The sequence below is a fragment of the Rhizobium sp. P1_E1 genome (assembly GCF_056406015.1).
Map to the genome: position 1 here is coordinate 1 of NZ_JBFUAY010000130.1, position 13,691 is coordinate 13,691.

At 61.6% G+C, this 13,691-nt stretch carries 12 protein-coding genes; 6 read left to right on the forward strand and 6 right to left on the reverse strand.

Annotated elements, in window-relative coordinates:
• Positions 1 to 19: 19 nt before the first annotated feature.
• The 3 genes from AC1D1Z_RS27580 to AC1D1Z_RS27590 form a co-directional block, all read right to left on the reverse strand.
• Entirely contained in the window at positions 20 to 1,501 is a 1,482-nt protein-coding gene (locus tag AC1D1Z_RS27580) for an FGGY-family carbohydrate kinase (RefSeq protein WP_131647015.1), read from the reverse strand.
• 14 nt (positions 1,502 to 1,515) lie between these two features.
• Entirely contained in the window at positions 1,516 to 2,316 is an 801-nt protein-coding gene (locus tag AC1D1Z_RS27585) for a BtpA/SgcQ family protein (protein WP_018449149.1), read from the reverse strand.
• A gap of 66 nt (positions 2,317 to 2,382) precedes the next feature.
• The gene (locus AC1D1Z_RS27590) at positions 2,383 to 3,234 is read right to left on the reverse strand and encodes a DeoR/GlpR family DNA-binding transcription regulator (protein ID WP_065277324.1); all 852 of its coding nucleotides are present in this window, start codon (positions 3,232 to 3,234) and stop codon (positions 2,383 to 2,385) included.
• 161 nt (positions 3,235 to 3,395) lie between these two features.
• Between AC1D1Z_RS27590 and AC1D1Z_RS27595 the strand changes: the two genes are divergently transcribed.
• Positions 3,396 to 4,181, forward strand: coding sequence for an SDR family NAD(P)-dependent oxidoreductase (locus AC1D1Z_RS27595; RefSeq protein ID WP_065277325.1), 786 nt, complete (start codon positions 3,396 to 3,398; stop codon positions 4,179 to 4,181).
• Between the two features lie 46 nt (positions 4,182 to 4,227).
• Entirely contained in the window at positions 4,228 to 5,376 is a 1,149-nt protein-coding gene (locus AC1D1Z_RS27600) for an ABC transporter ATP-binding protein (protein ID WP_477852184.1), read from the forward strand.
• Between the two features lie 13 nt (positions 5,377 to 5,389).
• On the opposite strand, the gene AC1D1Z_RS27605 is transcribed toward AC1D1Z_RS27600, so the two are convergent.
• The 3 genes from AC1D1Z_RS27605 to AC1D1Z_RS27615 form a co-directional block, all read right to left on the reverse strand.
• Positions 5,390 to 6,208, reverse strand: a complete 819-nt coding sequence (locus AC1D1Z_RS27605; RefSeq protein WP_477852186.1) for a carbohydrate ABC transporter permease — start codon at positions 6,206 to 6,208, stop codon at positions 5,390 to 5,392.
• The gene (locus AC1D1Z_RS27610) at positions 6,205 to 7,146 is read right to left on the reverse strand and encodes a carbohydrate ABC transporter permease (protein ID WP_018246773.1); all 942 of its coding nucleotides are present in this window, start codon (positions 7,144 to 7,146) and stop codon (positions 6,205 to 6,207) included. Before AC1D1Z_RS27610 ends, AC1D1Z_RS27605 begins: the two co-directional genes overlap by 4 nt.
• A 153-nt stretch (positions 7,147 to 7,299) precedes the next feature.
• Positions 7,300 to 8,586 carry an ABC transporter substrate-binding protein gene (locus AC1D1Z_RS27615; protein ID WP_047620474.1) on the reverse strand — a complete coding sequence of 429 codons (1,287 nt, stop codon included), beginning with the start codon at positions 8,584 to 8,586 and terminating at the stop codon, positions 7,300 to 7,302.
• A gap of 209 nt (positions 8,587 to 8,795) precedes the next feature.
• Between AC1D1Z_RS27615 and AC1D1Z_RS27620 the strand changes: the two genes are divergently transcribed.
• From AC1D1Z_RS27620 to AC1D1Z_RS27635, 4 genes are all read left to right on the forward strand, one after another.
• On the forward strand, positions 8,796 to 10,247 hold the full coding sequence (locus AC1D1Z_RS27620; protein WP_018449154.1) for an FAD-dependent oxidoreductase: 1,452 nt from the start codon (positions 8,796 to 8,798) through the stop codon (positions 10,245 to 10,247).
• Positions 10,244 to 11,281 carry a questin oxidase family protein gene (locus AC1D1Z_RS27625; protein WP_131647018.1) on the forward strand — a complete coding sequence of 346 codons (1,038 nt, stop codon included), beginning with the start codon at positions 10,244 to 10,246 and terminating at the stop codon, positions 11,279 to 11,281. Before AC1D1Z_RS27620 ends, AC1D1Z_RS27625 begins: the two co-directional genes overlap by 4 nt.
• Positions 11,282 to 11,299: 18 nt before the next feature.
• On the forward strand, positions 11,300 to 12,496 hold the full coding sequence (locus AC1D1Z_RS27630) for an amidohydrolase (protein ID WP_477852188.1): 1,197 nt from the start codon (positions 11,300 to 11,302) through the stop codon (positions 12,494 to 12,496).
• A gap of 38 nt (positions 12,497 to 12,534) precedes the next feature.
• On the forward strand, positions 12,535 to 13,691 hold a 1,157-nt coding region (locus tag AC1D1Z_RS27635; RefSeq protein WP_477852189.1), incomplete at its 3' end, for an 8-oxoguanine deaminase.

Below are 13,691 nucleotides of genomic sequence, written 5' to 3' on the forward strand. Positions count from 1 at the left end.
CGCTCGAATTCCGCTGAGTCTATGGTCTGTAAAGCGCACGATAGGTCCGATAGCCCTCGTTATAAACCGCCGCATTGTCGGGATTGGGCACGATACTTTCACCCTGGCTGACAAAGGCGGTTACACCGGACCAGTCCTCGGTCAGTCCGGCGCCGATCGCCGCTGCCCAGGCGACGCCGAGGCAGGAGCCGGGATGGCCGGTCAGACCTTGTAGCGGCTGCTGCAGCACATCGGAAACGATCTGCATCCAGATCCGGCTCTGCGATCCGCCGTCGGAGACGATGAACCGTGTCGTCGGGTGACCGATGTCGTTCAGGACGTCGATATGATGACGCAGCGCATAGGCATAGGCTTCCAGCATCGCCCGCCAGAGATGGCCGATATGATGCGACAGCGTCAGTCCCTCGATCAGTCCGCGCGCGCCGGCGTCGTGAATCGGTGTCTTCTCGCCGAGGAAGTAAGGCAGGATTGTCAGCCCGTCCGCGCCGGGCGCGCATTGCGCGGCCAACCGGTCGAGATAGCGGTGCACGGATATTCCCTCCGCCTTTGCCGCGATCTCCTCGTATTTGGCGAAGGTGCCGATAAACCAGTTGAGCCCCGAGCCGCCGGTCGACATGCAGCCGTTCGGCATATAGAGCCCTGGAACCAGATGATAATCGAGAAACATACGGGGATCGGGCCGCACGACATCGGTCGCCGTCAGAACATCCACTGCACCCCCGAATTTCAGCAGCACGTCGCCGGCCTTATTGATCCCCGCGCCGAAAGCCGACGCGATCATGTCGGCTGCCCCGCCGATGACAGGCGTTCCAACTGCAAGCCCCGTCGCCTTGGCGGCTTCGTCGGTCACATGGCCAAGCACCTCATGCGATACCGCCTTCCCAGGAATGGCCTCCCGCAGAATTCTGGCAAGCCCGATGAGTTCGTCGTCGAGATTGCCGGTATTAATATCGACGAAGCCCGCTTCCAGCGCCCAGTTCTGTTCGATTGCCTGCACGCCGGTCAGCTTCCAGTTGATGAAATCATAGGACCCCATAACGGTGGCAATGCGCTCGAAGACCATCGGCTCGTGCCGGGCGATCCAGCGCAGTTTTGCCGTCACCAGCTGCTGGTTGATGCCGTTTCCCGCCCGGCGGAGAAAATCCGTCTCATCCCACTCTCCCTTAAGTTCCTCGACTTCTTCGCCGCAACGCCCGTCGCTCTGCTGGATGCTGGCCCTCAGCACTTGGCCGGCGTCGTCAAGCAGCACGACGGCCGGCAGCATGCCCGTCACGCCAACGGCCGAGATTTGTCCGGCCTCAATGCCACTCGTTGCAAGCAGTTCCCTGGTAACCTCACAGACATTCGCCCACCATTCCGCCGGGTCTTCCTCGGCCCAGCCATGCTGCGGTGAATGAAGCGTCGAAGGCCGTGAGGTGAGCCCGAGCACGCGGTTCGGCAACTCGATCAAGATGCCGATGGTGGAGGTGGTGCCGATATCGAGGCCGAGCGTGATGGACATGGCGGTTCCGTTGTTCAACGCAGCGTCTCGACGGTCTCCATGAAGCGCTTTACACGGTCGCCGTCGACGGGGTTCCACGTATTGCCGTCCACCTTGAAATGTGTGCCGATGATGACACCGCTGGCAACGCTCAATATGTCGCGCACATTGTCCTTGTTCACGCCGGTATTGGCAAAGACTGGGACATCCTTGACGGTCTCGCAGACACGTCTCAGGTCTGATTGATCGACTGCCTGTCCAGTCAGCGGCCCGGAAACCAAGATGGCATCGGCGAGCGACGAGAATACTGCGCTCTTCGCTCTGAGTTCAATCGGCCGCTGGTCCAGCGAATGGGCAAATTCGGCGTTGATGTTGAAGAGCATCTTCATGTCGTCGCGGCCGAGACTGCGCCGCAGCCGCGCCGCCTTGGCGCAATCGGGCTGCCAGATCCCCATGTCGGAGGCAAAGACGCCGGTGAAGATCTCGCGAACGAAGCTCGCGCCAGTCACCGCGCCGATCGCAACGCTTGCCGAGGGATCCCAGAGATAGTTGACGCCGAACGGTACGGTCAGATGCGGCTTTACCCGCTCGACGATCGAGGTCATCGCCGCCAGTCCTTCCGGCGGCGCCTGGAAGACGTAGGGCCGGTCGTTCTCGTTACCAAACATGATGGCGTCGACACCGCCCGCTTGCAGTTTCTCGACATCGGAAAGCGCGTCGTCGACGAGCTTATTCAGCCCGCCGGCGACGTCATAGGCGGGCGAGCCGGGCAGGGCGCCGATATGCGCCATGGCGATGACCACTTTCTTCTTGACGCCGAAAAAGTCGAAGACCATGCGAAAACTCCCTGAAGCGCAATCGAGTGGACGGCATCCGCTGGAAGATCGGATGCGAAAGGGCAATCAAAGCAGTGGCTGCTGCTCGGGCGCGATGCGCACCTCGACGCCGGCAGTGGCGAGCGCATCGGCAAGGTCGGACGGCGGCATGGCATCGGTGATCAGCATGTCGAATTGCTGCAGCGGCGCGATATGCACCAGCGACATGCGCTTGAATTTGCTGGAATCGCAAAGCACCACCTTCTGTGTCGCGCGGCGCAGATAGACCCGTTTCATGTCGGTGTCTTCGAAGGAATAGTCGTAAATTCCCTGCGCCGTGATCCCGGACACGCCGACGAAGGCGATGTCGAACCAGAGTTCCTCGAATTGCAAGACGGCGGACTGGCTACTGATCGCCATTTCCTCGCCACGCATGCGCCCGCCCGGCAGGTAGACCTCGCCAGAGCCGGCGCCGAGCTGCATCGCGTTGCGCACGCTGTTGGTGAAGATCTTCGTATGCGGCTGGTTGAGCAGCAGGCCGGAGAGCAGATAGGTCGTGGTGCCGACGTCGAGCGCCAGGGTTCGCGCGCCGGCAGCAACGCCTGCGGCTGCCATCGCGATGGTTCGCTTCGAGGCGGCATTGCGCGTCAGTCGGGATTCGAAAGTCGGTTCTTCGCGGTCGACAGCCTCGTTGGCGATCGGCTCGAAGGCCTTGCCGCTGCGCACTGCGCCGCCATGGGTGCGCACCAGCCTGCCGTCCTTTTCGAGCTCGATCAGGTCGCGGCGGACGGTCATTTCGGAAACGGCAAGCTGGGAGGCGACGTCACTGACGGAGACCGCGCCTTTGCGCGCCAGTGTCTCCAGGATGCGCGCATGCCGCACCTGGGCCAGAACCTTCGGTTTTTCCGCTGCGGCGACCATCTGCTGTTCCGCGTCCATGATACCGTTCTGATCCTCCCGCCGTCGCAACCCGTGGCTACGAACTGATTGTTGCCCTCTATGTATCGAATGAGTCGAACAAATTCAAACATAAATTTCTCTTGTTGTGTATGATTTTGTTGATATATGATCGGGGATGTTTCCATTCGATGAGGGCGGGCATGCGGTCACCGAGCTTTCCAGAACTATCCGGCAAGCGTGCGATTGTAACCGGCGGAGCGACAGGGATAGGGCGCGCGATCGCGACCGCGCTCTCCCGCCAGTCGATCCAGGTGGCGATCTGCGACATCAACCTGGCTGCCGCCGAACAGACGGCGGCCGAGATCGGCAACGGCGCAACTGCCTATGCGATCGACGTTCGCAAGCGAGCCTCAGTCGAGGCGACCTTTTCCGAGGTTGTCGAGAGGACCGGCGGTTACGAGATCCTCTGCGCTAATGCCGGTGTCTCCACGATGCAGCATGCGCTGGAACTGACCGACGAGGAATGGGACTATAATTTCGACGTCAACATTCGCGGCATCTTCCTGACCAACCAGGTTGCCGCGCGCCGTTTTACGAGCATCGGTACCGGCGTCATCGTCAATACCGCCTCGCTCGCCGCAAAAATCGGCGCGCCGCTGCTGGCCCATTATTCCGCCAGCAAGTTCGCCGTGCTCGGCTGGACGCAGGCGCTCGCCCGCGAGCTTGCGGCTTCGGGCATCCGCGTCAATGCCGTCTGCCCCGGTTTCGTCAAGACTGGCATGCAGGAGCGCGAGATCGCCTGGGAGGCGACCCTGCGCGGCGTAACGCCCGAACGCGTCGTGGCAGATTATATCGCCCAGACGCCGCTCGGCCGGCTGGAAACGCCTGAAGATGTGGCCGATGTTGTCGTTTTCCTCTGCTCGAATTCGGCCCGCTTCATGACCGGGCAGGGCGTCAACGTCACCGGCGGCGTCTACACGACCTGACCCGTCCAGGAGCTGCAACAGGCCTCCCGTTCAGCAAGGAAAGAGCATGGCTGAAATCGTCTTCGACCAGATCAGCAAGAGCTATGGCGATGGTTATGCGGCGATCCGCAACCTGAACATGACCATCCGCGACGGCGAATTCCTGGTCCTGGTTGGCCCCTCCGGCTGCGGCAAGTCGACGGCGCTGCGCATGATCGCGGGCCTCGAGGAGATCACCGATGGCCGCCTGACGATCAACGGCGCCGTCGTCAACGATCTTGCCCCGCGCGACCGCGATATTGCCATGGTCTTCCAATCCTACGCGCTTTACCCGCATCTGACGGTGGCCGAGAATATCGGCTTCGGCCTTCGCGTTCGCGGCCTCGACAAGGCCGACATCGCCCGCAARGTGCAGGAGAYGGCGAAGCTCCTGGAGCTCGAGGACTATCTCGCCCGCAAGCCCGCCCAACTCTCCGGCGGCCAACGCCAGCGCGTCGCCATGGGCCGGGCGTTGGCCCGCAGCCCCCAGGCCTTCCTGATGGATGAGCCGCTTTCCAATCTCGATGCCCGCCTGCGCGGCCAAATGCGCGCAGAAATCGCCCGCATGCAGAAGATGTCGGGTATAACGACGGTCTATGTCACCCACGACCAGGTCGAAGCGATGACCATGGGTGATCGTGTCGCCGTCATGAGGAGCGGCGTCCTTCAGCAGCTCGGTACGCCGCGCAGCCTCTATGATCAGCCGGCCAATCTCTTCGTCGCAAGCTTCATGGGCTCGCCGGCGATGAACCTTCTGGCGGCCGATCTCTTCGTGACGGAAAACGGCCCCGAGGCCCGCTTCGGCCAGGCATCCATCCTTTTCTCGGGCGAGGTGCTTGCCGAGCGGCCGCGCATCGCCTCCGCCGCCGGACGTGCCGTCGTGCTCGGTATCCGCCCGGAAGCCTTCCGGCCGGTCGATGCCGGTGGTTTGGCCGGGTCCGTCGCCTTCATTGAGGATCTCGGCGCCAACCTGCTCGTCCACGTCGATGTCGAAGCCGCCGACCGGTTGAAGTCGCTCTCTGCCGAAGAGGACGACGTGACACTCTCTGCCCCGCAGCTGCGCGTCATCGTTGACGGCACCAACCGGGTGAAGATCGGCGAGCGCCTGTCGCTTGCCGCCGATCCCGCCCGGATCCACGTCTTCGATGCCGCGACCGAAGCGGCGATCCGCGCTTGAGCGCAGCGTCTCTTTAGTGAATGCCTTTTGTCAGGCCCTGCACGAAATAACGATTGAGGAAGAGCACGATCAGCACGATCGGGATCGTCGAAAAATGCGCCAGCGCGCCGAGCGTGCCCCAGGTGATGTCCTTCGTTCCATAGGCTGAAAGCAGCGCCACCGAGATCGGCTTGGAATCGAGCCGGGTGAGAAACATCGGATAGAGGAAGTCGTTCCAGGAAAACATCAGGCAGAACAGTGTAGAGGCGACGACGCCTGAGCGCACCGCCGGCAGCGCCACGCGCCAGAAGGCGCCGAAGAGCGTACATCCATCTGTCAATGCCGCCTCTTCCAGCTCCTTCGGCAGGCTGCGGAAATAGGAAAACATCATCCAGGTGACGAAGGCCGAATTCAGCATTGCGTTGATGAGGACGACGGCAATCCAGCTGCCGAGCAGCCCGATATCGCGCATCATCAGATAGAAGGGGATCAGCGCCGCCACGGCCGGCACCATGYGGATCGCCATGAAGAAATAGGCAACTGCAATGGCATAGCGGCTGGTCGAGCGTGCCAGCGCATAGCCTGCCGGCACGCCGAGAAGCAGCGACAGGATGACGGAACCGCCGGCAATCAGCAGGCTCGACGAAACGAGGCTCCAGACATCGAACAGGCGGAAAACTGTCGCGAACTGTTCGAAGGTTGGTGTGAAGGTCAGTTTCGGCGGGATCGAGAAGATGTCGCGCGATGGTTTGTAAGCGGTCGATGCCAGCCACAGGAAGGGCAGCAGGAAAAAGGCGAGCATGACAAGGATGAAGCTGCGCTCGCCGATGCGGCTGAGAGTACGTGCGTTCATCGCCCGTTCGCCTTTCTGTCCGCCTTGCGGATCAACAGGATGAAGCCTGCAGCGATCACGGCGATGCAGATCAGCGTCAGATTTGATATCGCCGAGGCGCGGCCGATATTGAAGAATTCAAGCCCCTGCTTTACCGCATGCAGCATCAGCGTGTTGGTTGCATTGCCCGGCCCGCCGCCTGTCGTCACGTAGACGCTGTCGAAGATGCGAAAGGCATCGATGGTGCGCAGCGTCAGCGCCAGCAGGATCGAAGGCAGCATGAGCGGAATGACGATGATCCTCAGACGCTGCAACGCTGTCGCTCCATCCACTTCCGATGCCTCGAGAATATCGCCCGGCAATGCCTTCAGGCCGGCGAGCAGGATCAGCGCCACGAGTGGCGTCCATTCCCAGATGTCGACGAAGATAAGGGTTGCTAGCGCCGAGTTCGCATTGGCGAAAAGCCCACGCGGATTGGAAATCCCGAACTCGGCAAGATAGTAGCCGACGAGTCCGTAGTCGGCGAGCAACAGCGCCCGGAAGATCAGTCCGACCACAAGCGGCGTGATCGTTACTGGAATGAGGATCAGCGCCAAGCAGATCCGGTTGAAGCGATCATCGCGCCAGAGCGCCAGCGCTATGGCAAAGCCGAGCAGCAATTCGACAGTCACAGCGCCGACCGTGAAGATGACAGTGTTGACGAAGGCCCCGCGCGTCACCGTGTCGGAGAGAAGATCGATATAATTGCCGAGGCCGACGAAATGCGTCCGCGCCGGCTTGAGCAAATTATATTCGTAGAGGCTGAACCAGATGCCCTGCGCCAGCGGCCAGACGCCGATGACCAGCACGTAGATGACGGCCGGCAGTGTCATCAGGATGAAGAACAACCGCCTGCGCTCCAGATAGGAAACGCTGAAGGCCGGGGTGGGCTTCAGCGCGGAAGTGAGGGATAGGGTCACGTCATGTCCATCAGGTTCCTGGTTCGATGCGCGCTACCGGGATCAAGCCCGCGGCTCACCCGATCATGAAGCCTGAGGCGCATCGGATCAATGGTCTGGAAATGGCGGGGCCGCGACGTAGGTTGCGGCCCCGGGGAGGAAACCGTTTTGTTCTCAGAACAGCTTTGCGGCGGCTTCCTGAGCGGCATCGAGCGCCTTCTTAGGATCGGCATTGCCGACGAGCACGTCGTTGACGGCTGTGCCGAGCAGGTCCTGAATCTCCGGATATTGCGGGATGCGTGGACGATATTCGCCGTCGCCATGCTCGAAGGTTTCGGCGATGACGGGCAGGAAGGGGAACTTATTCAGAAGATCAGGATCGGTCATCTCGCTCTTGCGCAGGAAGCTGCCGGCGCCCATCATGTTGAATTCCTTGTGCACCGGCGGGCTAACCAGCCACTTGATGAAAGCCCAGGCGGCTTCCTTCTGCGTGTCCTTGATGCCGGCGTTGATCGCCATGCCCCAACCGCCTATGCCGTAGAGCTTCGGCAGGCCGGCGCCGCGCGGCGCCGTCGTGATCGCTACCTTGTCGACGATCTTGGAAATCGACGGATCATAGTAGCCGGGCGCGCCGACCGACCATGTCTGCATGGTCGCGGCAATGCCCTGGCGGAAGCTTTCCTCGCGTCCGCCCCAGTCGTAATCAACGGCGCCGGGAGGTGCCGCCTTCATAAAGAGGTCCTTGTAGACGGTCAGGCTCTTGATATTGGCTTCGGAATTCAGCGCCGGCTTGCCATCCGAGCCGAGGATCGATCCGCCCATTTCGGTATTGTACTGCATCCAGTCCTGCGCGACCGCCGGGCCCTTCTGGCCGTTGGCGACGAAGCCGTAGGTCTTCTTGGCCGGATCGGTCAGCTTGTAGGCGGCCTCGACCAACTCTTCCATCGTCGTCGGCGCCTTCAGGCCGGCGGCGTCAAACAGATCCTTGCGATAGGCGAGCACGTTGGCATAACCGGCGAAGGGGAAAGCGACTTGCTTGTCACCCCAATGGCCGAGCGCATTGAGAAGCGTCGGGTAGATGTCGTCGAGCTGCAGTTCGGCAGCATCGCGCTTCATCCAGTCGGTGAGGTCGACCGTATAGTTGTTCTCGGCATACTGGCCGGACCAGACGATATCCATGGTAACGAGATCGTAGCCGCCGGTGCCGCCGACGAAATCGGTCGTCGTCTTGGTGAGCAGCGAGCCATAGTCGAGAATGTCGACCTTGACGGTCGCGCCCGTCTCCTCGGCGAATTTCGGAGCAAGGGCCGCCAGGACCGCGGCAAACTGGTCGTTCTGCGAAGCAAGCGTGAGGGTGATGCCGCCATACTTCTTGTCGGCACCGATGGCTGAGCCGGCAAAAACGACCGAGACGAGGCCTACGATCGCCAATTTCTGTGTGAGACTGCTGAGCGATTTCATTTTTGCTCCCCTTATTTTGATTGGCCGGGGCACTATACATCAAACAAAATCGCACTCAAGCGCACTTGACAAAAAATTGTAAACATTAAAAATCACAAAATAAAACATATTCGCGCATAAATGTCCATATTTTATGCGCGTTGCTTAAAAAATAGCAGGGAGTGACGATTGCTTTACTGTCCTATCCACTGCGCACGAGCTGCCCATCGATGACGACCACGCCGGACGAGCGACTGAAAGAGCTGGAATGCCGCGCACATGATGAAATGGCGCGCATCGAAGCGCTCGGCGCAGACTGGCCGGCGCTCGGCGGCGAGGACAGAGACGATTTCCATTCCATCGTCATCTGCGGTGCCGGCTTCTCCGGGCTGTCGATTGCTTTTGCTTTGAAGCGGCGCGGCATCCGCTCGGTCCATCTTATCGATCAGAGCGAGGAAGGTCGCGAAGGTCCGTGGGTGACCTGCGCCCGCATGCAGACGCTGCGGTCGCCGAAATATCTCTCAGGCCCGGATCTCGGCATCCCCAGCCTGACGCTGCGTTCCTGGTATGAAGCGCTGAACGGCACGGAGGCCTGGGAGGCGCTCGACAAGATCAGCCGCCAGGACTGGATGAACTATCTCGTCTGGTTTCGAAGGACTGTCGGTATCGACGTCGAAAACGGCACGATGCTTTCCTCGATAAATCCGGCGGGGGGCGAACTTGCTCTCACGCTGACAAAGGGTGACGGCACCAGCCGTACGATCACCTGCCGCCATCTGGTGATGGCGACCGGCATCGACGGCTGCGGCGGTCCGCGCATACCCGCGATGGTCAAGACGCTGCCGAAATCCACCTGGACGCATAGCAATGAGCCGATCTCGATCGATTTCCTCGAAGGTAGGGATGTCGCAATCCTTGGCGGCGGCACGTCGAGCTTCGACTGGGCGGTGGCGGCCCTGGAGACAGGAGCCAGAAAGGTGACCATGTTTGCGCGGAGCGCCGATCTGCCGCGCACGGAGGTTCTCGCCTGGACAAACTTCCCCGGCTTCCTCGGCCATTTCGCCGACCTGCCTGATCTGGAGCGCTGGCGCTTCGCCCACCTCTACTTCAATTTCAAGGTGCCGCCGACGCAGGAGCAGTATGACCGAGCCTGCCGCCACCCTGGCTTTACCATGCAACTCGGCTGTGGCGTCGGCGAACTCTCGATGGACGGCGGCAAGATCAGGCTGACGACCGCAAATGACATCTTCCACGCCGATCACCTTCTGCTGGGCACCGGTTACGAGATTAATTTCGCGCTCAGGCCCGAGCTTGCCAGCCTTACCGAGGCCGCAGCACTTTGGAAGGACCGTTTCCAGCCGCCGCAGGGAGAAGAGAATGCCATGCTTGCCGACCATCCCTATCTCGGTCCTGGTTTCGAACTTATGCCGAGACACGCTGAAGCCGGCTGGGTCTCGCGCATCCATATGTTCAATGCCGGCGCGCTGGCGAGCCTCGGCCCCATCAGCAATGGCGTCACTGGTCTCAAATACGGCGTGCCGCGCATCGTCGGTGCCCTGGTGAAAGCGCTGTTCATCGAGGACTCCAACCGGTATCTTGAAGCATTGGCCGCCTATGACGAACCGCATTTCGATCCTGGCATAGACGATGACGTCACGACATCAAGAGAGGTTTTGGCATGAGACAGGCCGCCGCCGTTCAATTTTCCGGACTGGAGACCATCCTTTCGCGCGCGCGCGAGGACAGTGTCGAATTTCCTTACCTCCTCGCCAACCATGTTCCAATGGTGCTGATCGCGCTTGATCGCCTCGGTGCCTCGCCGGAACGGCTGGATCAGTGGTACGAGCAGTATCGCGACAGCCACAAGCTTCAGCCGATGCCGCCGCCGGTTGCTCCGATTATCAGGGCAGCCTGGGCCGAGGCGCTTGGCGACCGCACCCGCGAGACGGATTACCGCGCCTTCTTCATCGGCGAAACCCACCGGCTCGGCATTGATGCCGTTATCCGAACCTACCTGCCTGCCATGGTGAACGGCCTTGCCGGCAGCGCCATGCATCCGCTGATGCGTCTTGCTTATGGTGTCCTCAAAAAGGACAACGAGGAGGTCGGCACCGCGCTTGGCTATTGGGGGGCCTGTTATCTGCCGCTTCCCCCCGCGACCGGCACCGCTCCCGATACCGACGATCCTGGAAGGGTGCTTGCCGATGTCAGCAATATCGAAGGCATCCGCGATTATGCGCCGGAAACGGATCTGCTCTGGCATAATATCCGCGCTGTCGCTGCCCTTCCGGGCTTCCGTCCTGTTATCGATCGCCTGGCTTTCGGCGCAGCTACGCCGCGCCGCATGGCCGCGACTTCGCTTGCGCTCTTCGCCGGAACCATGGATTTCTCCGCACTCCATTCCGTCACTGGCCTGCATTGGCTGCGCCTCGTCTCTCTGCACCTGGAAAATGCCGAGCCCTTTTACCGCGCCTTCTGGCAGGTGATTGCCTCGCTGGTGCCGAAGATCGGCTTTCCAGAACTTCCCACCGCCGAGGCGCTGGAAGAAATGCGCAGTCGAGAGGCGCCCGTCTGGGCAGAGATCAAACGCGCAGCGATCGCTTCGGACGACGAACACGATGTCAGCCTGGTTTTTTCCGCCTTGCAGGAGGAAGAGGTTTGGAAGGATCCCCTCTATCGCGTCGTTGCGGCGTGCAGGGTTGGGCTGATCGCATAGCGGATGATGGAAGGATTGATGACGCCGAGCCTCGTAATCGAAAATGCCAGGACCGAAGCCGGCGCGATCGTCTCGCTCATTCTGRCCAATGACCGGATCGCCGCGATCGGTCCGAATGCGGCGGCCGGCATCGACACCGCGGTGCCGCGGTTTGATGCTGCCGGCGGCCTGCTTTGCCATCCTTTCGTTGACGGTCATATTCATCTCGACAAGACCCTGATCGGACTGCCTTTCATCCCGCATATCCCCGGCGATACCGTCGCCAAGCGCATCGAGGCGGAAAAATCCCTGCGGCGCACGGTGTCTTTATCGGTCGAAGCCCGCGGCGGCGCCCTGCTGGAGAGGCTCGCAGCCTATGGAACGCTCTCCGTGCGCAGCCACGTCGATATCGATACCGAAGTTGGCCTGAAGGGTCTGGAGGCCGTGCTCTCGCTGAAGCAGAGCCATGGTCATCTCGTCGATATCCAGACCGTTGCGTTCCCGCAATCCGGCGTGCTCCGCGATCCCGGCACCGCAGGGCTGCTCGATGCGGCGATCGCCGCCGGCGCCGATCTCGTCGGCGGCCTTGATCCTGCCGGCATCGATAACGACGTGACCGGCCATCTCGATGCGATCTTCGCCGTCGCCGGCAAATACGGCGTCGGGCTTGATATCCATCTACATGACGGCGGCGCGCTCGGCGCTTTCGAGCTGCGGCAGATCGCCGACCGCACGGTAGCGCTCGGTCTCGAAGGAAAAGTGGTCGTCAGCCACGCCTTCTGCCTCGGCGAGTTGGGGGATGCCGATTTCGGCCGCACCGCCGCAGTACTCGCCAGGTCGGGCGTAGCGATCATGACCAGCGCCCCAGGACCCGTGCCCATGCCGCCAGTCAAGCGGCTTGCCGCCGCCGGCGTCCGGTGCTTCTGTGCCAACGACAATATCCGCGACGCTTGGTCGCCCTTCGGCAATGGCGATATGCTGGAGCGTGTCGGCATTCTCTGCGATCGCCAGGATCTTCGTTCGGATGAGGATCTGGCAGCGGCCTTCCGCCTGGCAACCCAGGCGCCGGCCGAGATCCTCGGCCGCCCCGTCGGCTCCTTTCAGGCCGGCTCGCCCGCCGATTTTAACATCTTGCCTGCCGCGTCGCTGGCAGAGGCCGTCGCTGCCCGTCCTCTCGATCGTACCGTCTTCCGCGGGGGCGCCATCATCGCCCGTGGTGGCCGGCTGATCGTCTGATTTTTTCCGTCAATGCAGTGCGCATGGGAGAACCACCGATGAAGGGTCGTCTCTGGATTCAATCACCGCTCGCCATCATGGCCGAGGGCGCTGGGGGCGGCATCGTCGTCGAGAATGGCCGTATCGTTGAACTGGTCACGGCTGGACGGCAGCCCGCAGACTCCGTCGATGCGCGCTTCGACGCCGGCCGGCACGTCGTCATTCCGGGTCTCGTCAACGCCCATCATCATATGTTCCAGACCCTGACGCGCGCCCATCCGGCTGCGATCAACAAGTCGCTGTGGCCATGGATCCGCGCGCTCTATCCGATCTGGGCAAAACACATGACGCCCGAAGCCTTCCGTCTTGCCGTCCGTCTCGCATTGACCGAGCTTCTGCTTTCCGGCTGCACCACCACCTCCGACCACCACTATCTCTACGCCGCCGGCCTCGAAGACGCGATGGATGTCGAGGCCGAGGAGGCAGCTCGCCTCGGCATGCGCATCACGCTGACGCGAGGCAGTCTCAACATCAAAGACCAGCAGGGTGTCATTTCGCCCGCCAATGTCGTGCAGGACGACGACGTGATCCTCGCCGACAGCGAGCGTGTGCTTCGGCGTTATCACGACCGCTTCGAAGGGGCGATGGTGCAGGTGGCGCTGGCACCCTGCGCGCCCTTCGACGTCACRCTGGAGCTGATGCGCGAAACAGCAGCACTGGCTGAACGCTATGATTGCCGACTCCACACCCATCTGGTCGAGACCAAGACGGAAGCAGAATATTGCCGCAGCAAATTTGCTTGCACGCCGGTGGAATATCTCGACCGTTGCAACTGGCTGAATGCCCGCACCTGGCTTGCCCACGGCATCCATTTCGATGATGCCGAGATCGCCGAGCTTGGCCGGCACGGCGTCGGCATCTGTCATTGCCCGACCTCGAACATGGTGCTTGCTTCTGGTATGTGCCGCACATGCGAGCTGGAAGCAGCAGGCGCGCCGGTCGGTCTCGGCGTCGACGGTTCGGCCTCCAACGATAATTCCAATCTGATGGAAAGCGTGCGCCATGCACTGATGCTGAACCGCCTCAGCTACGGCGCTGAAGCCGTCACCCATATCGACGCGCTTCGCTGGGGAACCGCTGGCTCGGCAAAGCTGCTTGGCCGCGACGATATCGGCAGCATCACGCTGGGCCGTCGGGCGGATCTGGCCTTTTACAG

What these genes read in the sequence shown, in the direction of transcription:
- AC1D1Z_RS27580 (WP_131647015.1), bottom strand. Translation starts at nt 1,501, where the DNA reads ATGTCCATCACGCTCGGCCTCGATATCGGCACCACCTCCACCATCGGC.
- AC1D1Z_RS27585 (WP_018449149.1), bottom strand. Translation starts at nt 2,316, where the DNA reads ATGGTCTTCGACTTTTTCGGCGTCAAGAAGAAAGTGGTCATCGCCATG.
- AC1D1Z_RS27590 (WP_065277324.1), bottom strand. Translation starts at nt 3,234, where the DNA reads ATGGACGCGGAACAGCAGATGGTCGCCGCAGCGGAAAAACCGAAGGTT.
- AC1D1Z_RS27595 (WP_065277325.1), top strand. Translation starts at nt 3,396, where the DNA reads ATGCGGTCACCGAGCTTTCCAGAACTATCCGGCAAGCGTGCGATTGTA.
- AC1D1Z_RS27615 (WP_047620474.1), bottom strand. Translation starts at nt 8,586, where the DNA reads ATGAAATCGCTCAGCAGTCTCACACAGAAATTGGCGATCGTAGGCCTC.
- AC1D1Z_RS27620 (WP_018449154.1), top strand. Translation starts at nt 8,796, where the DNA reads ATGACGACCACGCCGGACGAGCGACTGAAAGAGCTGGAATGCCGCGCA.
- AC1D1Z_RS27625 (WP_131647018.1), top strand. Translation starts at nt 10,244, where the DNA reads ATGAGACAGGCCGCCGCCGTTCAATTTTCCGGACTGGAGACCATCCTT.